25 protein-coding genes and 1 tRNA gene are annotated in these 22,767 nt (G+C 65.5%); 16 read left to right on the top strand and 10 right to left on the bottom strand.

What is annotated here, in order from left to right:
• Positions 1-201: 201 nt before the first annotated feature.
• Both AC1DWU_RS16925 and AC1DWU_RS16920 read left to right on the top strand, forming a co-directional pair.
• Positions 202-513, top strand: coding sequence for an integration host factor subunit alpha (locus tag AC1DWU_RS16925; protein ID WP_477151168.1), 312 nt, complete (start codon positions 202-204; stop codon positions 511-513).
• Between the two features lie 26 nt (positions 514-539).
• A complete protein-coding gene (locus AC1DWU_RS16920; RefSeq protein ID WP_477151167.1) occupies positions 540-1,055 on the top strand; it encodes a MerR family transcriptional regulator in 516 nt (171 codons plus the stop codon).
• On the opposite strand, the gene AC1DWU_RS16915 is transcribed toward AC1DWU_RS16920, so the two are convergent.
• On the bottom strand, positions 1,052-1,315 hold the full coding sequence (locus tag AC1DWU_RS16915; RefSeq protein WP_477151166.1) for a hypothetical protein: 264 nt from the start codon (positions 1,313-1,315) through the stop codon (positions 1,052-1,054). The genes AC1DWU_RS16920 and AC1DWU_RS16915 overlap by 4 nt on opposite strands.
• A gap of 217 nt (positions 1,316-1,532) precedes the next feature.
• Here AC1DWU_RS16915 and AC1DWU_RS16910 point away from each other — a divergent pair, with 217 nt between their 5' ends.
• Positions 1,533-1,886 (top strand): response regulator, encoded by a 354-nt coding sequence (locus AC1DWU_RS16910; protein ID WP_477151165.1) that lies wholly within the window; start codon positions 1,533-1,535, stop codon positions 1,884-1,886.
• Between the two features lie 68 nt (positions 1,887-1,954).
• Here the strand turns inward: AC1DWU_RS16910 and AC1DWU_RS16905 are convergent, their stop codons facing one another.
• Positions 1,955-3,490, bottom strand: a complete 1,536-nt coding sequence (locus AC1DWU_RS16905) for an MDR family MFS transporter (protein ID WP_477151164.1) — start codon at positions 3,488-3,490, stop codon at positions 1,955-1,957.
• A 117-nt stretch (positions 3,491-3,607) separates the two neighbouring features.
• Between AC1DWU_RS16905 and AC1DWU_RS16900 the strand changes: the two genes are divergently transcribed.
• The gene (locus AC1DWU_RS16900; protein WP_477151163.1) at positions 3,608-4,261 is read left to right on the top strand and encodes a MarR family winged helix-turn-helix transcriptional regulator; all 654 of its coding nucleotides are present in this window, start codon (positions 3,608-3,610) and stop codon (positions 4,259-4,261) included.
• 129 nt (positions 4,262-4,390) lie between these two features.
• Entirely contained in the window at positions 4,391-4,864 is a 474-nt protein-coding gene (gene ybaK / locus AC1DWU_RS16895; protein WP_477151162.1) for a Cys-tRNA(Pro) deacylase, read from the top strand.
• On the opposite strand, the gene AC1DWU_RS16890 is transcribed toward ybaK, so the two are convergent.
• Positions 4,861-5,022, bottom strand: a complete 162-nt coding sequence (locus AC1DWU_RS16890; RefSeq protein ID WP_141728495.1) for a Thivi_2564 family membrane protein — start codon at positions 5,020-5,022, stop codon at positions 4,861-4,863. The genes ybaK and AC1DWU_RS16890 overlap by 4 nt on opposite strands.
• Before the next feature lie 146 nt (positions 5,023-5,168).
• Between AC1DWU_RS16890 and AC1DWU_RS16885 the strand changes: the two genes are divergently transcribed.
• The 4 genes from AC1DWU_RS16885 (at position 5,169) to AC1DWU_RS16870 (ending at position 7,761) form a co-directional block, all read left to right on the top strand.
• A complete protein-coding gene (locus AC1DWU_RS16885; protein ID WP_477151161.1) occupies positions 5,169-5,801 on the top strand; it encodes a cysteine hydrolase family protein in 633 nt (210 codons plus the stop codon).
• Positions 5,802-5,875: 74 nt separating this feature from the next.
• A tRNA-Pro gene (locus AC1DWU_RS16880) sits at positions 5,876-5,952 on the top strand.
• Positions 5,953-5,982: 30 nt separating this feature from the next.
• Positions 5,983-6,957, top strand: a complete 975-nt coding sequence (locus AC1DWU_RS16875) for a phosphotransferase enzyme family protein (RefSeq protein ID WP_477151160.1) — start codon at positions 5,983-5,985, stop codon at positions 6,955-6,957.
• A gap of 18 nt (positions 6,958-6,975) precedes the next feature.
• Positions 6,976-7,761, top strand: coding sequence for a metallophosphoesterase family protein (locus AC1DWU_RS16870; protein WP_477151159.1), 786 nt, complete (start codon positions 6,976-6,978; stop codon positions 7,759-7,761).
• Here the strand turns inward: AC1DWU_RS16870 and AC1DWU_RS16865 are convergent.
• Genes AC1DWU_RS16865 through AC1DWU_RS16845 form a run of 5 tightly spaced genes read right to left on the bottom strand, consistent with a single transcriptional unit; the run spans position 7,758 to position 12,895 of the window.
• Positions 7,758-8,270 (bottom strand): cyclic nucleotide-binding domain-containing protein, encoded by a 513-nt coding sequence (locus tag AC1DWU_RS16865; protein ID WP_477151158.1) that lies wholly within the window; start codon positions 8,268-8,270, stop codon positions 7,758-7,760. The genes AC1DWU_RS16870 and AC1DWU_RS16865 overlap by 4 nt on opposite strands.
• Before the next feature lie 37 nt (positions 8,271-8,307).
• Positions 8,308-9,564 (bottom strand): O-antigen ligase family protein, encoded by a 1,257-nt coding sequence (locus AC1DWU_RS16860; protein WP_477151157.1) that lies wholly within the window; start codon positions 9,562-9,564, stop codon positions 8,308-8,310.
• 1 nt (position 9,565) lies between these two features.
• Positions 9,566-11,083 (bottom strand): undecaprenyl-phosphate glucose phosphotransferase, encoded by a 1,518-nt coding sequence (locus AC1DWU_RS16855; RefSeq protein WP_477151156.1) that lies wholly within the window; start codon positions 11,081-11,083, stop codon positions 9,566-9,568.
• Positions 11,084-11,128: 45 nt separating this feature from the next.
• Positions 11,129-12,304: a glycosyltransferase family 4 protein gene (locus AC1DWU_RS16850; protein WP_477151155.1), complete on the bottom strand. Its 1,176-nt coding sequence runs from the start codon at positions 12,302-12,304 to the stop codon at positions 11,129-11,131.
• Positions 12,305-12,340: 36 nt separating this feature from the next.
• Positions 12,341-12,895 (bottom strand): polysaccharide biosynthesis/export family protein, encoded by a 555-nt coding sequence (locus AC1DWU_RS16845; RefSeq protein ID WP_477151154.1) that lies wholly within the window; start codon positions 12,893-12,895, stop codon positions 12,341-12,343.
• 159 nt (positions 12,896-13,054) lie between these two features.
• Between AC1DWU_RS16845 and AC1DWU_RS16840 the strand changes: the two genes are divergently transcribed.
• Genes AC1DWU_RS16840 through AC1DWU_RS16830 form a run of 3 tightly spaced genes read left to right on the top strand, consistent with a single transcriptional unit; the run spans position 13,055 to position 17,509 of the window.
• Complete coding sequence (locus AC1DWU_RS16840; RefSeq protein WP_477151153.1) at positions 13,055-15,133, top strand: GumC family protein; 2,079 nt, start codon at positions 13,055-13,057, stop codon at positions 15,131-15,133.
• Positions 15,134-15,138: 5 nt separating this feature from the next.
• Entirely contained in the window at positions 15,139-16,173 is a 1,035-nt protein-coding gene (locus AC1DWU_RS16835) for a polysaccharide deacetylase family protein (RefSeq protein ID WP_477151152.1), read from the top strand.
• A gap of 49 nt (positions 16,174-16,222) precedes the next feature.
• A complete protein-coding gene (locus AC1DWU_RS16830) occupies positions 16,223-17,509 on the top strand; it encodes a UDP-N-acetylglucosamine 1-carboxyvinyltransferase (RefSeq protein WP_477151151.1) in 1,287 nt (428 codons plus the stop codon).
• Between the two features lie 6 nt (positions 17,510-17,515).
• Here the strand turns inward: AC1DWU_RS16830 and AC1DWU_RS16825 are convergent, their stop codons facing one another.
• Positions 17,516-17,722 carry a DUF2842 domain-containing protein gene (locus tag AC1DWU_RS16825; protein WP_477151150.1) on the bottom strand — a complete coding sequence of 69 codons (207 nt, stop codon included), beginning with the start codon at positions 17,720-17,722 and terminating at the stop codon, positions 17,516-17,518.
• Between the two features lie 83 nt (positions 17,723-17,805).
• On the opposite strand from AC1DWU_RS16825, the gene AC1DWU_RS16820 reads away from it, so the two are divergent.
• From AC1DWU_RS16820 to rpsI, 3 genes are all read left to right on the top strand, one after another.
• On the top strand, positions 17,806-18,858 hold the full coding sequence (locus tag AC1DWU_RS16820; protein ID WP_477151149.1) for a COX15/CtaA family protein: 1,053 nt from the start codon (positions 17,806-17,808) through the stop codon (positions 18,856-18,858).
• 349 nt (positions 18,859-19,207) lie between these two features.
• Positions 19,208-19,672, top strand: a complete 465-nt coding sequence (rplM, locus tag AC1DWU_RS16815; RefSeq protein WP_477151148.1) for a 50S ribosomal protein L13 — start codon at positions 19,208-19,210, stop codon at positions 19,670-19,672.
• Entirely contained in the window at positions 19,672-20,154 is a 483-nt protein-coding gene (gene rpsI / locus AC1DWU_RS16810; protein WP_477151147.1) for a 30S ribosomal protein S9, read from the top strand. The genes rplM and rpsI overlap by 1 nt, the downstream gene beginning before the upstream one ends.
• Before the next feature lie 55 nt (positions 20,155-20,209).
• Here the strand turns inward: rpsI and AC1DWU_RS16805 are convergent, their stop codons facing one another.
• A complete protein-coding gene (locus AC1DWU_RS16805; protein WP_477151146.1) occupies positions 20,210-21,622 on the bottom strand; it encodes a DUF2264 domain-containing protein in 1,413 nt (470 codons plus the stop codon).
• 112 nt (positions 21,623-21,734) lie between these two features.
• Between AC1DWU_RS16805 and AC1DWU_RS16800 the strand changes: the two genes are divergently transcribed.
• Positions 21,735-22,766: a glycosyltransferase family 4 protein gene (locus AC1DWU_RS16800; protein WP_477151145.1), complete on the top strand. Its 1,032-nt coding sequence runs from the start codon at positions 21,735-21,737 to the stop codon at positions 22,764-22,766.
• Position 22,767 lies beyond the last annotated feature (1 nt).

Raw genomic sequence — 22,767 nt, 5'->3', positions numbered from 1 at the left:
CACCAGAAGTCCGAATTCGCGGTTAACTCGGAGGGCGGGGCCGCCGCCCGGCCAGTTGGGGCGGTTGCGAAGTGGTCACGCCTTTGATTGGTAAGCCAGATTGCCAGTCACGTTACAGCGCGTTAATCTTTGACAAAATCCGTGGGTGGGGGCGCCTGACGGGGACCTGAAATGCAGGTAGGCGAAACGGAGGGGCGGCATATGACACAGAAGACGGTCACGCGAGCGGACTTGGCCGAGGCGGTCTACGAAGCGGTGGGCTTGTCGCGAACGGAATCGGCCGAGTTGGTCGAGCGCGTACTCGACTTGATCGGCGACGCGCTGGTTGAGGGCGCCAACGTCAAGCTCTCCTCGTTCGGCTCGTTCCAGGTGCGCTCGAAGAATCAGCGCATCGGCCGCAATCCCAAGACCGGCGAGGAAGTGCCGATCCTGCCGCGACAGGTTCTGGTGTTCAAACCCAGCAACGTGTTGAAATCCAAGATCAACAAATCTATGGTCCGGTCTGGAAAATAAGACTCTTTCCGGGCGGGTGAGTCCTTTTGGACAAGTCTCCAGACGCGTTTAGAACCATCTCCGAGGCGGCCGACGAGCTCGACCTGCCGCAGCACGTGCTGCGCTTTTGGGAAACGCGCTTTTCCACCATCAAGCCGCTGAAGCGCGGCGGCGGCCGGCGCTACTACCGGCCCGAAGACGTATTGCTGCTCAAGGGCATACGGTACCTGCTCTACGACCAGGGGTTCACTATCAAGGGGGTGCAGCGCATCCTCAAGGACCAGGGCATCCGCTACGTCATCGGCATCGGCGAGGGCCGCCCGGTGGAAGCGCTGGAGCACCAGCCGGCCGATACCGAGCCAGACGAGGACTTTGCATCGGAATCAGCGGTGCTCGTCGAGGACGACATGACCGAGGTTGCGCCCGCGCCCGCTCGCCTGAAGCTGCCAAGCTTCAAGCCAAAGCCGGCTGGGCTGACCGCTGCCGACCGCGACAAGCTGTCGGATGTGCTGCGCGAGTTGCTCGACTGCAAGCGCCTATTGGAGCGGGCTCGCGAGGGCTAGGCCCCAGGGCCGCTATCGTCTTCGGCCGCGCCATTGCCATCAAGCACGCCGAAAGACTGCGAAGAACCATTTCCGCTGGCGTTGACCACCCCGTCGACAGCGAGTCCACGCCGCAGCAATTCGCGCACCGCCGCGGCCCGGCTCGGCATCCGGTTGGCGAAACGAAAATCATCGAGCGCACGCAGTTCGTCTGCCTCCAGCATGATCTGGAGGCGCTCGCCGCGGATCAGGTCGTTACCTTTGTAGGTCTTTTCGGACATCGCAGATCATGAGGTTATGAGGTCACTTACTCATTCAACTCATTAGACGCCGAATGGTTGCATGCAGCGCGTACTCATTCGCCCCAATGCGCTGCAAGGTGGCAACGCGCTAACTCCCATTTTCCTCGATTTTACGGGGCCGACGGCGCAAGCATGATCGCGAAGGAGACGGCAAGTGCTATCAAATCCGCAGGTAGAAGGCTTTGGAATCGGGACCGTGCTGATCGTCGAGGACGAAGCACTGGTATCGGTGATGATGGAGGATTTCCTGCTCGATCTCGGTGCGTCGGAGGTGATCGTCTGCGGCACTCCGGATGAGGCCCGGTCGCGGATGGGCAACCGTTCGGTGCACTGCGCGATCCTCGACGTCAAAGTCGGTGGCGCCGACAGCTTCGAGCTCGCCGACGAGCTGACCCACCGGAACGTTCCGTTCTTCTTCGCGACGGCAACGGGGCCGGAGGCAATCGTCGAGCGTCACCGCCATCGGCCCATTCTTGCCAAGCCCTTCTCGAACGCCCAGCTGCTCGAATTCCTCCACGCCACGATCTCCGAGCCGCGGCCGACGATTTGACGCCAGGCGCGCAGGCGCGAATGACAAAGGGGCCGGATGGCCCCCTTGTTCGTTTCTCGTTCCGGCCGTTACGCCCGCTTCGGGATCTGCACGTCCTTGAGCAGGATGGTGAAGCCCATGGCCAGCACATAGAGCGCGGCGACCCACAGGAACATCACGTTGATGCCGGCGCCGTAGTGGCTCAGCACCACATCGCGCGCCGCCTCCGGCAGGCCCGAAGCGATGTGCGGGCTTAGGCCGGTGAGGCCGTCGGGCAGTTGCGCCGCGACATCGGCGGGCAGGGCGGCGTTCTGCTGCGTCAGCGCGAAGGTCATCACCGCGCCGTTGATCGCGAGACCGATCGACGCCCCGATGGTACGGGCCTGGGTGATCAGCCCGGTGGCCGCGCCGATGTCGCTCAGCGGCGCCGCGGCCTGGATGGCAACCATCAGCACCTGGAACTGCAGGCCCATCGAAATGCCGAACACCGCCATCATCAGCGCCAGAATCCACAGCGGCGTGTGGGCGTCGATAAAGGTGAAGGCGACCATCAGGGCAGCGCCCACGGCCATTGCCGCGACCGGCATCCACTTGTATCGCCCCGTCGAGGCGATCACTCGGCCGGCGACCATCGAGATCACCATCGAGGTGGCCGATGCCGGCAGGAACAGGAAGCCGACCTCGGCCGGCCCCAGACCGGTGAGTGTCTGGAAGTAGAGCGCGAAGTAGAAGAACATCCCCAGCGTCACCGAGCCGGCGATCAGCGAAACGATGGTGACGATGCTGATGGTGTGGTTGCCGAACAGCCGAAGCGGCACGATCGGCTCCTCGGCACGACGCTCGACCATGATGAACCAGATGGCGGCGCCGACGCCGATCACCGGCAGCGCGAAAGTCAAGAGGTCCGGGCCCGAGGGATCGAGCACGTGATCGCCCCAGTAGACGATGGCGGTGGTGGCGATAGCCAGCAGCACGCCGCCGAGATAGTCGACCTTGTGCTTCTTCTCGGTGAATTTCGACTTCATGGCGAAGCCGATCAGCGCCAGCACCACGAGGCCGACCGGCAGGTTGACGAGGAACACCCAGCGCCAGCCGAAGATATCGGTGATGTAGCCGCCGGCGACCGGCCCGAGGATCGAGCTCAACGCGAACACGGCGGACGAATAGCCCTGGTATTTGGCGCGGTCGCGCGGCCCGAACAGTTCGCCGATCATGGCGAAAGCCGAGACCATCAGCCCGCCGCCGCCAATGCCCTGGAGGATGCGGGCAGCGATCAGCGATTCCATCGACCAGGCCATGCCGCAGACCGCTGAGCCGACAAGGAAGAGGACGATGGCGGTCATCACCACGTTCTTGCGACCGTACATGTCGCCGAGCTTGCCGTAGAACGGCGACACCGCAGCGGTGGAGAGGAGGTAGGCCGAGCCGACCCAGCCGAAGAGGTGCAGGTTGCCCAGTTCGCCGGCAATGGTGGGCAGCGCGGTGACGACGATCTGCATGTCGAGGGTCGCCATGAACATCGCGATCAACGCGCCGAAATAGACGAGCAGCGTCGTGCGGTCGGGGCGCGCTGGCGCCTCGGCGACCGGCGCGGCGCCGGAAATGGGATTCGTATCAACGCTCATTTGGAAATCTCCGAAACTCGGATGGCTTATGTGCCTCCCTCACATATGTGTCAACAGCAAATATGTGCACACAGCATGTAATTGACGTGAGCACATGAATCTGCTAGGCGCGGTGGCATGAAAGACAACCATGACATGCCGCCGCTGCCGGTGCTGGCCTGCACGACAATCGGCGATCAGGAGCTGGTTGCCCTGGCGCGAAGCCGCGGGCTCAGCGAGGCGGCGGCCCAGGCCGTTGGTGCGATCGATGGCGTGATGGCCAGAATCCGCCGCAACATGATGCGCCGCGAGTTCGGCCGGATCGTGCTGGCGCAGATCGCGCCAGATCTGGAAGTCGCCCACATGGACGTCATCAGCGCCATCGGCCATCGGATCGAGGGCGACGCAGAAGAGGTGACCGTCGGGCTGATCGCCGAGCGGCTCGGCATCGATCCATCGCGCGCCAGCCGGGTATCCGCCGACGTCGTCGACCGCGGCTTCGCCCGCCGCGTCGCCTCGCAGCAGGATGCGCGCCGCATCTGCCTTGAGTTGACGCCCAAGGGCCGGCGCTTCGTCGATGCGATCCGGCAGAGCAAGATGGGGATGTTCACCAGCGCACTGGGGCAGTGGGACGAATCCGAGCTGATCGTGTTCGCCAACCTGCTCGATCGCTTCAGCAGTTGGGCCACTGACCCCAAGGGGCTCACGGAGCGGGCGGCAGAGGTCAAGGCGTTGCTGGAGGAGCCCGAGGCTGGGCCCAAGCCGAAGCGGCAGCCTGCCAGGATCACCTGATATCCGCTTCCGCCGGCGGGCTGCTCGGCGTACAGCCGGCTACGATGCCGACATCGGCAGGCTGTTGCTCCAGGCACCGGGCGGCCACGCAGTAGACGGCGCGGTTTCCGCGCCGTAACACTTGGTGCTATGTCCAAGACCACCGCGGCCACGCTGGCGCTCGACAAGGCCGGCATCGCCTTCACCCATTTCCCCTACGATTACGATCCCGATGCGCCGCGTATCGGCCTGCAGGCGGCCGAGGCGCTGAACAAGGCGCCAGAGCAGGTGTTCAAGACGCTGATGGCGGAGGTCGACGGCAAGCCGGTCTGCGTCGTGGTGCCATCCGACTGCGAGGTGAGCATGAAAAAGCTCGCCGCGGCGTTCGGCGGTAAGTCCGCCAACATGATGAAGCCGGCGGACGCTGAGCGTCTCACCGGCTTCAAGGTCGGCGGCATCAGCCCCTTTGGGCAGCGCAAGCGCGTGCCCACGGCCATCGATGAGACCGCCGAACTATTCGACGAGGTGCTGATCAATGGCGGCCAGCGCGGCCTCCTGGTCGGGCTGAGCCCAACTGATGCGGCGCGCGCGGCCGAAGCGAAGCTGATCGACCTGGTGGCTTAGAATACCGCCAGGTACTTCAGCAGCGAAACAATGCCGATGATGATCACGACGATCTGGATGATCTGCTTCACCCGGGCATCGACCGGCAGGCGCTGAACCAGCCAAAGGATGAGGACGACCACCAGGAAGGTGATGAGGATTCCGATAAGGACGGACATCTGTAATCTCCGTGACGCCGCGGAAATGCAGGCCCTTTCACAACGCGCGAGACGGCAAATCGTGACAGGCGCTCGCGAAATTCCTCTCCAGTGGCTTTCTTGAGTGGGGGAGGGGAACCGGTCGCGCCGCATCGAGTTGCTGGTCGATGACCTCCCCGACAGACCTCGTCGCACCTTCCGGCATTCACTTCGGTCCGCTTGGCGATAACTGGGTGCACCTCTGTGTCGACATGCAGCGCATGTTCGCCGAGCAGACCGAATGGCACGCGCCGTGGATGGAGAAGGTGCTGCCGGAGGTCGTGCGGCTGGTGGAGCTGGGCCCAGAACGCACGGTCTTCACCCGCTTCGTTCCGCCCATGTCGGCGGATGAGGCCGGCGGCACCTGGCGCCGCTACTACCAGCGCTGGGCGATGATGACACGTGAGCAGCTCGATCCCGCGCTGATCGACCTGATCCCCGACCTCGGACGATTTGCGCCACCGGCGCGGGTGTTCGACAAGCCGATCTACAGCCCCTGGCTGGGCAGCCGGCTCCACGCCGAACTGCTGGCCGACGGCGTCGACACGGTGGTGGTATCGGGCGCCGAAACCGAAGTCTGCGTGATGGCGGCCGTCATCGGCGCCATCGACCTCGGCTACCGCGTGATCATCGCCACCGACGCGATCTGCTCGTCCGCCGATTCCACCCACGACGCCATGGCGCACATCTACGACAGCAGATTTGGCATGCAGGTGGAGACGGCGGAGGTGACGGAGATCGTGGAGGCGAGGGGGCGTTAGCCCTGCTTCGATCGCATTGCCGCAAAAATGCCTCTTGCCTCAAAAGGCTGGTTTCTGTAGGCCTCCGCACCAGTCGGGGTGTAGCGCAGCCTGGTAGCGCATTTGTCTGGGGGACAAAGGGTCGTCGGTTCAAATCCGGCCACTCCGACCATTTCTTCTAAAGGCCTCAGAGGATAGCGGATTGGATATTGCCCCCAGCGATCCGCTCCCGGAGGAACTGTCGCTCGTCGCCGGCAGCCTCGAGCGCTGGCCGGTCGCCGATGGCGGCGCGCCGGTTCTGATCAATCTCTCCGAGAATCACACGTTCCGCATCGACGGGCCCAACGGCGCGCGCCATGTGCTGCGGCTGCATCGGCCGCGCTATCAATCGAAGACCGCGATCGGCAGCGAGCTGGCCTGGCTCGAGGCAATCACCGACGACACCGAGATTCCGGTGCCGCGGCCGATTCCCGGAGCCGACGGCGAGATCGTGCAGGAGGTGGCGCCCGATCGGTTTGCGGCACTGTTCGCGTTCGAGAACGGCAGCGAGCCGCAGCCGGATGCCGATCTCGTGCCGCTGTTCGCGACGCTGGGGCGGTATGCGGCGACGCTGCATAACCACATCGCCACCTGGCAGCAGCCCGAGAAGTTCGTGCGGCCGATCTGGGACGCGGTGGGGATCCTCGAGGCGTCCGGACTGTGGGGCGATTGGCGCAAGGCGCCGCATGTCGAGGGCGAGGTGCTGGCCGACCTGACGGAGCTCGACGCGGCGCTCAGGACCGATCTCAGGGCCTATGGCACCGACATCGATCGCTTCGGGCTGATCCATGCCGACATGCGGCTCGGCAACCTCCTCGTCGATGGCGAGCAGACGATCCTGCTGGATTTCGACGATTCCGGCTTCGGCTGGTTCCTCTACGACCTGGCCGCCAGCCTCTCGTTCATCGAGACCTCGCCGCAGGTGCCGGCGCTGATCCGGGCGTGGCTCGGCGCCTATATGGAAATCCGGCCGCTGAAGCCGGAAGACCTCAGGATGATCGATACGTTGATCCTGCTCAGGCGCATGGCGTTGCTGGCCTGGATCGGCTCGCATGCAGAAACCGACCTTGCCAAGGCCCATGCGGAGCGGTTTGCGCTGGACACCGCGACAATGGCGCGGAAGTATCTCGCTCGCTGACGACCGGGGGAGGGCGCCATGCGCATCCTCGCCGTCGCCGATCTACACTACAGCCTGCCGCAGTTCGACTGGCTCGTCTCGGTCGCCGATCGCTATGACTTGCTGATCATCGCCGGAGATTTGCTGGACGGCAGTTCCTTCGTCACCACGAGCGCGCAGATGGTGGTGGTGCTGAAGTATCTCGAGCGGCTGCGGGCGCTGGCGCCGCTCGTCGTGTGTTCGGGCAATCATGACCTCAACCACGCCTACTCGACCGGGGAACGCTATGCGCGCTGGGTGCCCTATGCGCGTGGGAGCGGCGCGCATGCCGACAACGAGACCTTCGCGATCGGCGAGGATACTGTCACCGTCTGCCCATGGTGGGATGGGGATATCGCCAAGCACGCGATCGGCAGGCAGCTGGCGGAAGCGGCGACGACGCGTGGGCGGAACTGGTTCTGGGTCTATCATGCGCCTCCGGCCGAGGCGCCGGTGAGCTGGTCGGGGTCGCGGCACTATGGCGATGTCGAGCTGGCGGCTTGGATTGTGCAGTACCGGCCGCAACTGGTGTTCAGCGGGCATGTGCATGAAGCGCCGTTCGCGCGCGGCGGCTCATGGGCATCGCGCATCGGGGATACCTGGGTCTTCAACCCCGGCAAGCAGGTGGGCGATGTGCCGACGCATATCGTGGTCGACTCCGAACTGAAGCAGGCGGCCTGGTTCTCTTTCGAGGGTGCGGGAACGCTCGACTGGGGCAGCGGTAGCGCACCCGAAGAGATGACCGAGTGGCCGGCCTGGCTGCCACGGGCTCCGGTGGCTGCCTAGAGGCGGGGATCGGGCTTGCCGTCACCGGCAGGAGCAGCAGGCTGCGAGGGGAGCTGCTGGTTGACCAGGGCTTCGAGCACCTCGTCGACCATGCCGAGATGGTCGCTGCGGTCGCTGAATTGGTGCTTGAGGTCGGCGAGATAGGTCGTGGCGTCGATCAGCCGGCTGGCGAGGATGCGGGCGACGTGGAAGACGATCTCCGGCCGCATCTGCAGGAAGCTCTCGGCATCCTCGATGCGGTGGACGGTGACGGGCTCGATGGCGCGCACGGTGGCGCTGTGTGGGCGGCCGAGGAGGGCGGAGATTTCGCCGAACACGGCGCCCGGCTCGTCGACCAGCGAGACGCGGACGTCGCCGCGCAGCACTTCGACGGCGCCGTCGACGAGGATGTAGAGCACGCCGCTGCTGGGACCTTCGGCGATGAGGATATCGCCGGTGTCGTAGCGCACCTTGGCGAGGTCCGCCGTGGTGGTGAGGACCGCCTGCATCGAGCTGCTCTGAGGTTCCATGTTGCCCCCGCTGTCGCGCTAGGGAGCAATCATGCCCTCAGGGAACGGGCGCCGCCAAGCCAAATCGCTTCTCGACATGCCGGTAGGCGGCGGTGATGCCCCAGATCAGCCCCGCGACGAGGAAGAAGTGGCGCCAGTGGTCGAGGTCGATGATCGCGGCTTCGCCCGCCAGCGGCACGAACACCGACACCAACGGGATCAGCAGCAGGCGGTTGGGGCCGGGGCGGGCGATGTATGTGGCGCTGCGCCATAGCGTGACGCCGATAAACAGGATGAAGACGAAGCCACCGCCCCAGCCATAGGCGTGCAGCACGTTGACGTAAGTGTTGTGCGGCTCTTCCTTGACGCGGAGGTTGCGGAACTCGAGCGGGCCGAGCCCGAGCGGGTGCTGCAGCGCCAGGTCGAAGGCGTAGCCCTGGCGGCCGAAGCGCCCGCTTTCGCCGGTGTCATAGTTCTGCGACTGGGTGCGGAGCTCGATGAACGAGCGGAACTGCGGGATCGACAGTACGCCGGCCGCCGCCACGACGAGCAGCAGCAGGCCGAGCAGCGCGATCATCAGCATGCGCACCTTCTGGCGCGCGTGGGCTTCGAGCACGAACACCAGCAGGTAGATGATGGCACTGGAGATGACGATGTGGCCCCAGGCGGCTCGGGAGAAGCTGGCGAAGACGCCCACCAGCAGGACGGCGTAGGCGAGTGCAGCCCAGGCGGCACGCTTGGGCGTGCCGATCAGCACACGCTGCAGCGCATACATGGCGGGCAGGATCAGGAACGGGCCGAAGACGTTGGGATCGTTGAACAACGCCTTGGCCCGATCGTAGCGGGTGAACAGGTCGTGGCCGATGCCGAGGTAGCCGAGCGTGCCGAGGATGGCAGAGAGCAGCGCCGTCGCGAGGTAGGCGCCGACGATCAGGCGCATGCGGGCCTGCGGCGCGTCGGCGACGTAGTTGGCCACCCAGTAGGAGGTGAAGAACAGGAAGATCGTGACGGTCTGGTAGATCAGCGCGTCCGGGATCGAGCTGAACCTGACCTGGAAGGCGGCGATGATGGCGAACGGGATGAAGCTCGCGAATAGCACCAGCAGCCCCAGGGTCGAGCGGCGCAGCGTGAAGCCGGCGAGCATCGAGACGCCGAGGACGAGCAGGAAGGCGAGTTCGTAGGGCGACGGCTCGGTGATCACCATGCCGCCGGCGAAGATCCAGAGGACGACGAGTGCGTCGAGCAGGGTGGTGGCGCGGGTGCGGAGCCAGGTGGCGCCGAGCGCCGAAACGGTGTGGACGCCGGCGGCGCTCACCTCAGAACGCGTTCTTGCGCTGGGTGAACAGCGAGATCGGGGTCATCGCGACGATCTTCACGTCGAGCCAGAGCGACCAGTTTTCAATGTAGTAGAGGTCGTGGTTGACTCGCTGCATGATCTTGTCGACCGTGTCGGTCTCGCCGCGCCAGCCGTGGATCTGGGCCCAGCCGGTCATCCCCGGCTTCACCCGGTGACGGGCGAAATAGCCCTCGACCGCATCGTAGTAGAGCTGGTTGTCGGCCTTGGCCGAGAGCGCGTGCGGACGCGGTCCGACGATCGAAAGTTCACCCAGAAGGACATTGAAAAGCTGCGGAAGTTCATCGATGGAGGTCTTCCTGATGAACTTGCCGACCTTGGTGACCCGCGGGTCGTCCTTGGTCACCAGTTTCGTGGCGTTGGCATCGAGCATGTCGGTGCGCATCGAGCGGAACTTCCACATGTCGATGAGCTGGTTGTTGAAGCCGTGGCGCTTCTGCCGGAAGAACACGGGGCCCTTGCTCTCGAGCTTGATGGCGATCGCGGTGGCGATCATCACCGGCGAGAGCAGGACTAGGGCGGTGATCGCGACAAGCTTGTCGAACAGCCACTTGAAGACGAGGTTCCAGTCCGAGATCGGCCGGTCGGCCATGTCGAAGACCGGCACGCCGCCGACATAGGAATAGGCCTTCGAGGTGAAGCGCAGCTTGCTCATGTGGGCCGAGAGCCGGATATCGACCGGCAGCACCCAGAGCTGCTTCAGCATGTCGAGCACGCGGTGCTCGGCGAACAGCGGCATCGAAACGATGACGAGGTCGACCCGGGTCTGCCGGGCGAACTCGATGAGTTCGGCGACGCGGCCGAGCTTGGCGAGGCTGGCGACGGATTCGGGCGAGCGGTCGTCGTTGCGGTCGTCGAACAGGCCGAGCAGGTCGATGTCGTCGCTGGCACCGGTCTGGATGGATTCGATCAACGCCTCGGCATCCTTGCCGCCGCCGACGATGACGGTGCGGCGTCTCAGTTTGCCCTGCCGGGTCCAGCGGGTGACCAGCTCGTGCACGAAGGTGCGCGAGACGACCAGCACCACGAGGCCGGCGGCCCAGAATGTCACGACCCAGTTGCGCGACAGGGCATGGCCGCTGTCATAGAGCAACACCAGCGCGCCAAGTACGGCGAAGGCGGCGGTCCAGGCGAGCGCTGTCTTCCAGATCTGCGTGAAGCCCAGGCGATAGGCGGCGACGCTATGCATCCGGGCGAGGCTGATGAACAGTTGCGCCACGGCGACGACGCCGAGCGTGGTGATGACGCTGAGCAGCGTGTCACCGCCATTGAGCCCGAACAGCGTGAAGCCGGTGAGCGTCAGGACACCGATCTCCGCCACCTGCGTGACGCCCGTCACCACCGCCGCCGAATAGGTCGGCTCGATCGGCTGGTCGGCGATCGCTGCGGCGAGGTCGCCCAGTCGCGGCGGGCCGGCCTTGGCCTTGGGCGGGTGGGCGACGTGCTCGAGGACGGCTTCTTTGGGATCGAGATGGAACATGGTGGGGGCGGCTCTTTGACTGGGCTCTTGTGGTTCAGCCGGACTTTAGGAAGATACCGATGAAGACTCGGTGAAACCCGTAGTTCGCCTGGTGTCGAGGACTCGCCGGTACAGCGCCTCGATCTGATCGGCCATGTGGGCGATGGAGAAGCCGGCGCGGATATGGGCGAGGCGCATCTCGGCCTCCTGCGTGGCCGCCGCGGGGTCGTCGAGGGCAGACTGCATCGCCCGACGGAGGGCAGGCGTATCGGCCGCGGGGAGCAGGCTCGACGCGGTGGGTCCGAAGATTTCCCTGACCCCGCCGACATCGGTGGCGATCACGGGCCGTCCGGCGGCCGCGGCCTCGAGGATGACGTAGGGCAGCGACTCGGCGAGCGACGGAACCACGGCCATGCGGCCGAGGTGCAGGGTCGGGCGGGCCGGCTTGACGCCGAGCAGGGTAACGCGGTCGGCGAGGCCGAGCCGGGCGATCTGGGCTTTGACGGCGTCGAGATCAGGGCCGCCGCCGGCCATGACGAGAGTGGCGGGGCGGCCGCCTGGGGCGCGAACGGGTGCCAGCGCATCGAGCAGGTAGGCGATGCCCTTCACGGCGCGGAACTCGCCGATGAAGACGAAATCGGCGGCATCGGGGCCCGGCGTGATCGGCTCGAACTCCGAAGGCATCAAGCCATTGTGGATGACCGGGGCGGGGCAGGTGGGCCGGGCGATTTGCGAGACATAGGCGGCCTGCGCAAAGGCGCTCTCGAACACGATGGCGTCGGTGGCCCCGATCAGCGCCCGCTCGATCAGGCGGAAGGCGAGGCCCGCCGGTGAGTGCGGCTTGTAGTTCAGTACGCCACCATGTGGGGTGTAGAGCGAGACCCGCTGCCTGGCGCCGATCCGCGCCAGCCGCGCGTTGAGGCCGCCTTTGGCGCCGTGACCATGCAGCACATCGATCTGCAGCACATCGGCAAGCTGCCTGACCTTTAGCGGCGTCATGAGGTCAGCGGTGCCGAAGACGCGCGGAATGGGGAGCGAATGGATGCCCAGCGGCGCGAGAGGTCGGAGCCTGCCGAGCCGCTCCTCGGTGAGGGCGTCGGTGTGGAGGCTATCGGCGACGATGCCGATCTGGTGGCCGCGGGCCGCCAATTCGTGCGTCAGGTCGTAGACATGCCGGAACAGGCCGCCGACCGGGGCGCGGAGAATCTGGAGGATGCGGAGCGGCGCGGAATTACGGAACATGGCACGCAGTTTTGCGTACCGGGGTTTCCGAACCCTTTAGAGCCAGCGCTCCGACACCACGATGGTATCTCCGGGGTAAATGGGGAAGTCGAGGTCGACCGTCCCCTTTGCCATCTGGTTGCCCTGCCGGCGGTAGACGATCGCCCTGCCGCGGTCGGCCGTATCGGAGAATCCACCGGCGGTGCTGATCGCGGCGCGAACCGTCATACCGTAGACATAGGGGAACTGGCCGCCGTTCTTGATCGCGCCCTGGATGAAGAATGGACGGTAAGTCTCGATTTCGACTGCAACACTCGGCTCGCGGATGTAGCCCTCAGCGAGCGCGGCGGTGATCGAGGCGGCGGCAAGCTGGGTGGTCTTGCCGCGCACCTTCACCGGACCGACCAGCGGCAGCGCCACGGCGCCCGAGTCGTCGACCTGGTAGCTCTTGGAGAGCTCGGCCTCGCCATAGACGCTGACCCGGACGACGTCGCCGGTATCGAGCGCGTAAGGGCCTTTCACGTCGACCAGGTAGGTCGAGGGACGGCCGTTCATGGCGCAGGCCGCGAGCGGTACGAGCAGCAAAATGAGGAGGAAACGCAGCCAGCGCATGGCCATCCCTGGAAACCCTGATCAGGGTGTCAGTGTCGGGGCGCTATGGTTAACATTCTGCTTAGAAAATCACGCTGCGGCTCTCACATTGCGAGGCCGCTTAACCGAATGCTTACCACGATGGGCCCATAGCTCGGGTGTAACAGTGAGGGCGGGCGAGTGAGTTCGGATATCGAGCGCGCCGAAGATATGCGGATGGACGTGGGGGCGCTCGTTGCCGCCGTGCTGTCGCGCGGGCTGCGGATCGTGCTCGTCACGGCTCTGCTGCTGGTGGCGACCGCCGCGGTCCTGCTGTTCATGCCCAAGACCTACGAATCCTCGGCGAGCCTCCTGGTCGAGGCGCGCGACAATATCTACACGCGCGCCGCCATGGAGGCGCCGACGAGCGGCAGTTCGGTGAACACCGAAGCGCTGATGTCGAGCCAGATCGAGCTGATCAAATCGCGCGACCTGCTGCTCGAGGTGGTCGATTCGCAGAACCTGCGTTCGGTGCCGGAGTTCTCCAATGCCGGCTTCTCGCCGATCGGCTTCGTCATGCGGCTGATCGGCCGTGGGCCTGAAGCGCGTAGCGTCGACGAGACGGTGCTCGGCAACCTGGCGGACCGGATGACAGTGATCCGCGAGCGCGACTCGGCCGTCATTTCGATCTTCGTGCGCTCGACCGACGCGGAACTGGCGGCTCGTGTCGCCAACGCCATCGCGGCAGCGCATGTGAAGCGCCGTGGTGCCCAGTCGCTGACCGATACCGCGGATGCCACGGTGTGGCTGCAGGAAGAGATCGACAAGCTGCGTCCCAAGGTGAGCGCGGCGGAAACCGCGGTGGCCAATTACAAGGTCGACAACGACCTGTTCGTCGGGGCCAACAGTGTGCCGGTGACAGACCAGCAGCTGACCGTTGTCAGCACGCAGATCGCCGAAGCGCAGCAGCGCAAGAACGATGCCGAGGCGCGGGCGCAGGTGATCCGCGGGCTGCTGGCTTCCGGGCAGTCGCTCGACGGCGTCAACGACGTCCGCAACTCGGTGGTGATCCAGAGCCTGTTGCAGACCAAGGCGAACCTGCAGGCCGACCTGGCGCAGAAGTCGACGACGCTGCTCGCCAACCACCCGACGATCAAGGCGCTGAAGGCGCAGATCGGCGAACTCGGCAAGCAGATCGTCGCCGAGGCCGATCGCGTGGCGGATTCGCTCGTTGCCGAGGCGAAGGTCGAGGCCGACCTGGAGCAGCGGCTGCGCGATGACCTGACCCGCGCCAAGCTCACCGCCGGCGACGCCACCAAGGGCAACGTGACGCTCGATAGCCTCGAGCGCGAAGCCAAGGCGCAGCGTGACCTGCTGGAAAATTACCTGGCGAAATACTCCGATGCCGTGTCGCGTACCGCTTCCAACTCGGCACTACCCGATGTCCGCATCGTCAGCGAGGCCGCCCCGTCTGCAGAGCCGGCTTCGCCGAAGATCCCGCTGATCCTCGGTGCCGTCGGCTTCGTGGCGCTGGCGTTGCAGATCGGGGCGGTTCTGTTCGGCGAGCTGATGTCCGGACGTGCGCTGGTCGAGCGGGAGACCGTGGCGGTTTCGGAAGAGGAAGCGCTGCCCGAGGATGCCGAGGCGGTGGCAATCGCTGTGGCCGACGCGATCGCCGACGAGCCGAGGGTCGCCGGGCAAGCGAGCCCTGCGGCCGCCTCCCGGCCTCCAGTGGCTGATGACCTGACGCAACTGTCGGCCGCGGTCAGCTCACATCAATTGCGTACGGTGCTGCTCGCGAGGCTCGACGATGGGCCTGAGGCCGTTATCGTGATCGACCGGTTGCTGGAGGACGCGCTGATGAGCGACCTGAGCGCCGTTGTCGTGGACGCCGGAAGCGGCGAAGCCGGCACCGCACTTGGCCTGACCGACCTCGCGGCGGAGCGGGCCGACTATGGCGACGTCATGCAGCGTGCCGGCGAGAATCTCGCGGAAGTGCCCTGGGGCCGGCTGTCGACGCTGGATCGCCGGTCGTCACGGCCACTGACCCTGATCGAGGCGCTGGCCGACATCTATCATGTGGTGATCGTCGACACCGGGCGCGTTGGCGTGGCTTCGGGCCTGCCACTGTTCAGCGGAGCGCGCGCCACTGTGGTGCTGGTGGCAAGCGAGGCGAGCGGCCCGGTGGCCGTGTCTGCGGCACGGCGCGATATCGTGGCGCTCGGTTTCGAGGTTGGTCGCGTGGTGAGTCTCCCTGCCGTCAGGGCCGACGTGGCGTAAGCCCGATGGCCGAGTTCAAGTACAGGCTGATCGGCGCCGCCTTCGAGCTGTTGTGGGCGAGCCAGCTGACGCGCCTGATCCGCAGCCGCTCCAAATCGCGCGGTGTCATCTTCACCCTCCATCGAGTGCTGCCCGACGACCCAGCGGATTTCTCGCCCAACGCCATCCTGCAGGTGAAGCCGGACTTCCTCGAGTTCACCATCGGGCGGGTGCGCGAACTCGGCTTCGACATCGTCGACATGGACGAGGCGGCGCGCCGCATCGAGGCGGACGAGCCGGCAAAGCCCTTCGTGGTCTTCACCTTCGACGACGCCTACCGCGACAATCTGAGATACGCGTTGCCGATCCTGCGGCGCCAGCAGTGCCCGTTCACCCTCTATGTGCCGACGGCGCTGGTCGATGGGGTCGGCGAGGTGTGGTGGCAGACGCTCGAGGATATCGTCGCAGGGCAGAATGCGCTGGCCGTGACCTATGCTGGCGACACCGAGTATTTCGTCACCGCGAGCCTTGAGGAAAAGCAGCGGGCCTTCGACAGCCTCTATCGGCGCATGCGCACCATGCCCGAAGCCGACCGCGTCAAGCTGATCCGCGACCTCGCCCGGCAGTACAATTTCGACCTGGCGCAGCATTGCCGCGAGTTGATCATGGATTGGTCCGAGCTGCGGAACTTCGCCGCCGAGCCGCTCTGCACTATCGGCGCGCACACGGTGCACCACTATGAGCTGGCAAAGCTCAGTCCGGCCGACGCGCGCAACGAGATCGAGCAATCGGTCCGCATCCTGAAGGCGCAGTTCGGCAAGACGCCGCTGCATCTCAGCTACCCGATTGGCGGGAGTGCCTCGGCCGGGCCGCGGGAGTATACCCTGGCTCGCGAACTGGGGTTGCGCACGGCGGTAACGACGCGGCCGGGCGGACTTTATGCCGGCCATCGGCATAGCCTCCACTCGCTGCCGCGGGTGTCACTCAACGGGCAGTTCCAGTCGCGGCGCTATGTCGATGTCTTCGCCACCCCGGCGGTGTTCTCAATGCTGCCGGGTTGATCGGGTTCATCTCGCCTCCCATTCGGACTGATTCACTTTCGGAGCTTTCATGGCAGACCTCATCGTCGACGGCGCGCACCCGGTTTCGGGCACCATCCGTCCGTCCGGCAACAAGAACGCGGTGCTCCCCATGCTCTGCGCCACCTTGCTGACCGACGAGGAAGTGACGCTGAGCAACGTCCCCGAGATCAGCGACATCGACAAGCTGGTCGAGTATTTCCGCACCAAGGGCTCTCGTGTGGAGCGCAGCCTCGAGGCGCGGACGCTGACCATCCAGCACGACTTCAAGGCCTTCGCCACGTCCGATGCCGAGCTGCCGGTGGGCATTCGGGCTGCCGTGCTGCTGCTGGCGCCGGTGCTGCTTCGCAGCGACCACCTGATTTTCGACACCGAGGCCAAGGGCTGCGCACTCGGCGTGCGTGAGATCGACCCGCATCTCGAGATCCTCGAGCGCTTCGGCGGCACGATCGCCGGCACGCATCCGTTCCGTGTCGAGCGGCGCAACGAGATCCGCGGCACCGATATGTGGCCCGACTACGCGTCGGTAACCGCGACCGAGACCTTCGTGATGATCGCGGCGCTCGCCAAGGGCACCTCCACCATGAACAACGCCGCGTCGGAGCCGCATGTGCAGGCGCTGTGCGACATGCTGGCGGCGATGGGCGCCGATATTGACGGCATCGGCACCTCGCGGCTGACCGTGCGGGGCGTGGGCAAGCTGTCGGGCACGACCGCGCGGGTTCCCGATGACCACCACGAGGTCGCGACCTTCCTCGCCATCGGCGCGGTGACCGGCGGCCGGCTGACGGTCGAGACCGACATGGGCCCGCAGCTGACGCTGATCCTCCGCCAGTTCGGCAAGCTCGGGCTGGAGTTCGAGGTGGGCGAGGGGAAGGTCACGGCGACCGGCTGGACTCGCAAGGTGACCGAGCCCTACACCGCCGAGATGCTGCCCAAGATCGAGGCGGCACCCTGGCCGTATTTCCCGGCGGACCTCCTGCCGCATGCCATCGGCATCTCGGTCGGTTGCACCGGCGACATCATGTTCTGGAACAAGGTCTACGAGGGTGCGCTGGGCTGGAGCGCGGAGCTGCTGAAATTCGGCGCCCGGGTGCACCTGTCCGACCCGCACCGGCTGGTGGTGTTCGGCGGCAATCCGCTGCGGCCGGCGACGGTCGAGGCGCCGTACATCATCCGGGTGGTGGTGGCCCTGCTCCTGGCGGCGATCCAGATCCCCGGCGAGTCGCGCATCAAGAACGCTGACCCGATCCGGCGGGCCTATCCGCACTTCGTAGAAAAGCTCAGCGCTCTCGGCGCCAAGGTGCGCTGGGAGTAGGGCGGGCTACTTATCTGGCTTGGCCATCCAGCGGATGATCCAGGTCGCCGGGAAGAACCAGCCCATGCCCATTACGGCGAAGAAGCCGATGAGCAGCCACCATACGGCGGCGCCGAGGAAGCTCATGTAGATCCACATGCCGAGCACCGACCAGACGAGCAGCGAAAGCAGGATCAGGATGGTGCCGAGCAGCTTGCGGGTGGACTGGGTCATGGATTTCCTGGGTCGGGATGCGGCATCGCGGCCATTGTCAGACGGCCGCCGCCGGGAGTAGTTCGGGGCGAAAGGAACCCATCTTGGCCCTCAGCGCAACCGAACAAACTGCCACAGCAGCAGTATCCACCCGCGATCGGCTGAAGCCGGTCCGGATCTGGCTCTACCTGGTGGCGCTCCTGGTGCTGACCATGGTGGTGGTGGGCGGCGCGACGCGGCTGACCGAGTCGGGGCTTTCGATCACCTCATGGAAGCCGGTTTCCGGCACCATTCCGCCGCTGTCCGATGCCGACTGGCAGGCCGAGTTCGAGGCCTACAAGCTGATCCCGCAGGGGGTCCAGAACTCCTGGATGGGGATCGAGGACTTCAAGTCGATCTTCTGGTGGGAGTGGGCGCACCGCTTCCTTGGCCGTTTCATCGGGCTGGCCTTCGCGGTGCCGTTCCTGGTGTTCCTGTTCCAGAAGCGCTTCACCTGGAGCCTCGCGGCCCCGCTCGCCGGGCTGTTCGTGCTTGGGGGCTTCCAGGGCTTTCTCGGCTGGTGGATGGTCTCGTCGGGCCTGTCGGAGCTGACCTCGGTTTCGCAGTACCGGCTGGCGGCGCACCTTAGCGCGGCGGCGCTGCTGTTCATCGCGCTGATCTGGGTGGCGCGGCGGCTCGAGCCCGCCAAGGATGCCACCCCCACGGGTTGGCCGGTGTGGCTCCTGTTGCTGCTGATCCTGGTCCAGATCGCGGCGGGCGCCTTCGTGGCCGGGCTCGATGCCGGCATGGGCTACAACACCTGGCCGTTGATGGATGGAGCGCTGATCCCGCAGGGGTTGGACGCCATAGACCCGTTCTGGAAGAACCTGTTCGAGAACACGCTGACCGTGCAGTTCATCCACCGGATGATCGCCTATGCGGTCGTGCTCTATGTCGGGTGGCTGCTGTGGCGGCAATCGCCGCGCGGCGGCTTCGGCGGCGTACACGGCTGGCTGCCCCGCATTTCGGCGCTGATCTTGCTGCAGGTGGCGCTCGGTATTGCGACGCTGCTCAACATGGTGCCGATCTCGCTGGCACTGGGCCACCAGGCGCTGGCCTTCATGCTGGCAGGAGCCGTGACGGCGTATCTCGCTGACGCGACGCCGCGGCGAGCTTAGTCCACTCGTAGTTGCCTCCCCACTGGCCGTCATCCCGGCGAAAGCCGGGACCCAGTGCTCGCCGGTCTCAGGCGGACAGGCCTCTCCGACCTTGCTGTGACAGACCGGAAGGGCAGTGCCGTTCCGACTTTCGAGCAGTGCGTCCCGGCTTTCGCCGGGATGACGGCCAGTGGAGTGGTGTAGAGTGAGCAAAATCAATTACTTAGCATGTGGTATCATAATACCAACAACGCAAACCATTGAAAATACAGCGCTAAATCTTTCCGCTTGACGCTTTGCAGTCGCGTCCGTATATCCGCGCCACGAATACGGGGCAGGGGTCTCTCTGTCCGCTTTCAAGGAAAACGAAATGAGCACCTACACGGCGAAGCCGGACGAGATCCAGAAGAAGTGGATCCTGATCGACGCCAAGGATCTGGTGGTTGGCCGCGTCGCCTCCATCATCGCCATGCGTCTGCGCGGCAAGCACCTGCCGACCTACACCCCGCACATGGATACCGGCGACCACGTCGTCGTGATCAATGCCGACAAGGTGAAGCTGACCGGCAAGAAGCTCGATCAGCGCCGGTTCTTCTGGCACACCGGTTATCCCGGCGGCATCAAGGACCGTACGCAGCGCCAGCTGCTGGAAGGCCGATTCCCCGAGCGCGTGCTCGAGAACGCCGTCCGCCGCATGATCCCGGAAGGCCCGCTCGGCCGCAAGCAGTACGGCAACCTGCGCGTTTACGCTGGTGAGACCCACCCGCATGAGGCCCAGGCGCCCGTGAAGCTCGACGTCGCTTCGTTCAACTCCAAGAATGTGAGGGCCAAGTAATGGCCGAGACCATCAATTCGCTCGAAGACCTGGGCACCGCTTCGGTCGCCGCCGTCGTCAATGACGCGCCGGTGCATGTCCAGAAGCTCGACGCGCAGGGCCGTGCCTATGCCACCGGCAAGCGCAAGAACGCCATTGCCCGCGTCTGGGTGAAGCCGGGTAACGGCAAGATCACCGTCAACGGCAAGGAGTTCAACGCCTTCTTCGCCCGTCCGGTGCTCCAGATGGTGCTGCAGCAGCCGATCGTCGCCGCGGCCCGCAAGGACCAGTACGACATCGTCGCCACGGTTTCCGGCGGCGGTCTCTCCGGCCAGGCCGGTGCTGTGCGTCACGGCATCTCCAAGGCGCTCACCTATTTCGAACCCGAGCTGCGCGGCGTGCTGAAGGCCGGCGGTTTCCTCACCCGCGACAGCCGCGTGGTCGAGCGCAAGAAGTACGGCAAGGCCAAGGCCCGTCGTTCGTTCCAGTTCTCCAAGCGCTAAGCTTCGAGTTCTCAGATTTCCGGAAAGGCCCGCTTCGGCGGGCCTTTTCTTTTGGCTACCGCTTCAGCGGGTAGGGATCGAGCGCCGAATAGACCTCGGCGTCGTAGGCGGCGGCGTGGTTGTTCGGTCGCTGTGCCCGTTCGCGCAGCAGCTCCCGCATCCGGTGCTTCCAGCTGTAGGGCCGAAGGGCAGGGCGATTGCCCCTGTTCTCGGGAATGACGATTCGGATATCGCCTGAGGTCTCCTCCCCTTCGATGACCCAGCCGAGTTCGGGCAGGTCCAGCCGGTAGTCCTCAACCTCGACCGGCAGCGGCTGCTCAGGAGCGGTCCAGTATGCTGAACCCGGCGGATGCAGCAGCGTCGGGATCACCGAGCGTAAGCCCCAATGGCTGCTACCCGGGCCGGAGTAGCTGTCGAGGAGCCGCGGATCGTCGCCGAAATAGCCCTGGGTCAGGGTGCCGTCGCGCGCCGCGCCATGGGCAAGGAAGTATCGCCAGACACAGTCGTTGGCCCGACGCGACAGGCCGAGCCGCTGTGGGCTCGGATCGAGCAGCGCGGCGACCGACAGGGGAGCGCTGGCGGCGGTGCGATAGCAGACGCTCCGTCCCATGATCGGGATGCCTTGCGGGCTGATCAGATGCGCTGTGAGGTCGGCCGAGGCGAGGACGGCGCTGCGCATGAACTCGGCGTCGTAATCGGGATGCATCAGATGCAGGAACGCCAGCTGATAGGTGATGCCCCAGACATTGTAGTAGTCGACCACCCGGTGGGTCGCCGAATCCGAGAACCAGCCATGGGCGAGATAGTGTGGCTTGAACCTCTCATAGTCCGGGAGCGCCGTGACGGTCCGCCCCTCGAGCGCGGCGACGACGGCCTCGCAAGTGGCGCCGAACAGCAGCCAGTTGTTGACCGGCCGATCCGAGGCAGCCGCACGGCGCAGCCAGGTGAGGAGGTTGGATTGCGTCCGGGCATCGAGCATCGGCCAGATGGTGTCCCGCCCGATCCACAGCGTCACCGCGATGTCGCTGGCCTCGACCAGAACCTGGGCCCAGTCGTAGGGATCGCTCCAGTAGGCGGGATGCGCCGGATCGGCTCCGGCCGTGAGCCCGGAGGCGAGCAACTGGGCGAGGTCGACGCTGCGACCGCTCGGCAGGTCGGAAATCACCGGGCCGCGGCCGCCGGCAATCCAGGCAGCAAAGAGCGGGGCGGTTCGCGCAAACCCTTCGACTCCAGCGACGCGATAGCCGTGCAGGCTACCCCTGCCGCGATACTGGGCGCGCTCGAAATCGGGCGTCGCGGCGGCGAGGAAGCCATCAACGAAGTAGCGGAACAGCGTCTCGTAGCGTTGCTCCGCTTCGATGCCGCTGTCGAGGAAGTCGCGCACCAGCGCCGCATCCGCTTCGCTTGGGCGAGTGGGAGCCGGGCGGTAGCGCAACCAGCCCAGTCCAGTCGAGAAAGGCATACGCATGGATGCTCCGATCCGGACCAGCGTAGAGTGGCTTGGGCATGGACCGCAACTACGGCCGCTTGCGAGCACCGTCCGTCCACGATACGCATTGCCGCGTTCAGACGAGCAGCCAATGCCGCAGCCCAAGACCGTTCTCATCGTCACCGACGCCTGGCACCCACAGATCAACGGGGTGGTGCGCTCGATCGAGCTGGTGGCGCGAGAGATGGAAAAGCGCGGCATCACCGTCAAACTGCTGACGCCGAACGAATTCAAGACCTTCCCGATGCCCGGCTATGGCGAGATTCGACTGAGCCGGACGCTGATGAAGCCGGTCTACGCGCGGATCGAGGCGGCGGCACCGGATGCGATTCACATTGCAACCGAGGGGCCGCTCGGCATCATGGCGCGGCGCTGGTGCCGGCGGAACGGTTTCGCGTTCTCTTCCGCCTATCACACGCAGTTCCCTGAGTACCTGCGGGCCCGGCTGCCGGTGCCCCTGCGCTGGAGCTACCGGTTCCTGCGCTGGTTCCATGGCGCGGCGAAGTACTGTCTCGTGGGGACGCCGCATTTGAAGACGCTGCTGGAGCAGCGCGGCTTCACCAACGCGGTGATCTGGCAGAAGGGCGTCGATACCGAGCTTTTCAACCCCGCCCGCCGTGAGCCCCTGGCCTGGAATGGACCGGTGTTCCTCTATGTCGGGCGCGTGGCGGTGGAAAAGAACATCGAGGCCTTCGTGGCGCTCGACCTGCCTGGGACCAAACTGGTGGTAGGCGGGGGGCCCAGCCTCGAAAAGCTCAAGGCGGAATACCCCGACGTGGTGTTCGCGGGCCCCAAGCAGGGCGAGGAACTGGCGCGGCTGTTCGCTTCGGCCGACGTCTTCGTGTTTCCATCCAAAACCGACACCTTTGGCCTCGTGCTGCTCGAGGCGCTGGCGAGCGGTACGCCGGTCGCGGCGTTCCCGGTGACCGGCCCGATCGACGTGATTGGTGATGCGCCGGTTGGCGTGCTGAACCACGACCTCAAGGCGGCAGCAATCAAGGCGCTCGATATCCCTCGCGATGGCTGCCGGGACTATGCCGAGCAGTTCTCCTGGGGCGCCAGCACCGACCAGTTCCTGAAATACCTGCCGGTGAGGGGCGTGGGGGCGTCAGAGCGCACTTGAC

This window comes from Devosia sp. P2_G7 (assembly GCF_056403495.1).
Note: the sequence above shows the minus strand (reverse complement) of the source record. Positions and strands in the feature narration are given on the sequence as shown.

What these genes read in the sequence shown, in the direction of transcription:
- AC1DWU_RS16865 (WP_477151158.1), bottom strand. Translation starts at nt 8,270, where the DNA reads ATGGAACCTCAGAGCAGCTCGATGCAGGCGGTCCTCACCACCACGGCG.
- AC1DWU_RS16830 (WP_477151151.1), top strand. Translation starts at nt 16,223, where the DNA reads ATGGCAGACCTCATCGTCGACGGCGCGCACCCGGTTTCGGGCACCATC.
- AC1DWU_RS16850 (WP_477151155.1), bottom strand. Translation starts at nt 12,304, where the DNA reads ATGTTCCGTAATTCCGCGCCGCTCCGCATCCTCCAGATTCTCCGCGCC.
- AC1DWU_RS16845 (WP_477151154.1), bottom strand. Translation starts at nt 12,895, where the DNA reads ATGCGCTGGCTGCGTTTCCTCCTCATTTTGCTGCTCGTACCGCTCGCG.
- AC1DWU_RS16885 (WP_477151161.1), top strand. Translation starts at nt 5,169, where the DNA reads ATGACCTCCCCGACAGACCTCGTCGCACCTTCCGGCATTCACTTCGGT.
- AC1DWU_RS16900 (WP_477151163.1), top strand. Translation starts at nt 3,608, where the DNA reads ATGAAAGACAACCATGACATGCCGCCGCTGCCGGTGCTGGCCTGCACG.
- rplM (WP_477151148.1), top strand. Translation starts at nt 19,208, where the DNA reads ATGAGCACCTACACGGCGAAGCCGGACGAGATCCAGAAGAAGTGGATC.
- AC1DWU_RS16855 (WP_477151156.1), bottom strand. Translation starts at nt 11,083, where the DNA reads ATGTTCCATCTCGATCCCAAAGAAGCCGTCCTCGAGCACGTCGCCCAC.
- rpsI (WP_477151147.1), top strand. Translation starts at nt 19,672, where the DNA reads ATGGCCGAGACCATCAATTCGCTCGAAGACCTGGGCACCGCTTCGGTC.
- AC1DWU_RS16805 (WP_477151146.1), bottom strand. Translation starts at nt 21,622, where the DNA reads ATGCGTATGCCTTTCTCGACTGGACTGGGCTGGTTGCGCTACCGCCCG.
- AC1DWU_RS16800 (WP_477151145.1), top strand. Translation starts at nt 21,735, where the DNA reads ATGCCGCAGCCCAAGACCGTTCTCATCGTCACCGACGCCTGGCACCCA.
- AC1DWU_RS16835 (WP_477151152.1), top strand. Translation starts at nt 15,139, where the DNA reads ATGGCCGAGTTCAAGTACAGGCTGATCGGCGCCGCCTTCGAGCTGTTG.
- AC1DWU_RS16870 (WP_477151159.1), top strand. Translation starts at nt 6,976, where the DNA reads ATGCGCATCCTCGCCGTCGCCGATCTACACTACAGCCTGCCGCAGTTC.
- AC1DWU_RS16925 (WP_477151168.1), top strand. Translation starts at nt 202, where the DNA reads ATGACACAGAAGACGGTCACGCGAGCGGACTTGGCCGAGGCGGTCTAC.
- AC1DWU_RS16890 (WP_141728495.1), bottom strand. Translation starts at nt 5,022, where the DNA reads ATGTCCGTCCTTATCGGAATCCTCATCACCTTCCTGGTGGTCGTCCTC.
- AC1DWU_RS16915 (WP_477151166.1), bottom strand. Translation starts at nt 1,315, where the DNA reads ATGTCCGAAAAGACCTACAAAGGTAACGACCTGATCCGCGGCGAGCGC.
- AC1DWU_RS16905 (WP_477151164.1), bottom strand. Translation starts at nt 3,490, where the DNA reads ATGAGCGTTGATACGAATCCCATTTCCGGCGCCGCGCCGGTCGCCGAG.
- AC1DWU_RS16825 (WP_477151150.1), bottom strand. Translation starts at nt 17,722, where the DNA reads ATGACCCAGTCCACCCGCAAGCTGCTCGGCACCATCCTGATCCTGCTT.
- ybaK (WP_477151162.1), top strand. Translation starts at nt 4,391, where the DNA reads ATGTCCAAGACCACCGCGGCCACGCTGGCGCTCGACAAGGCCGGCATC.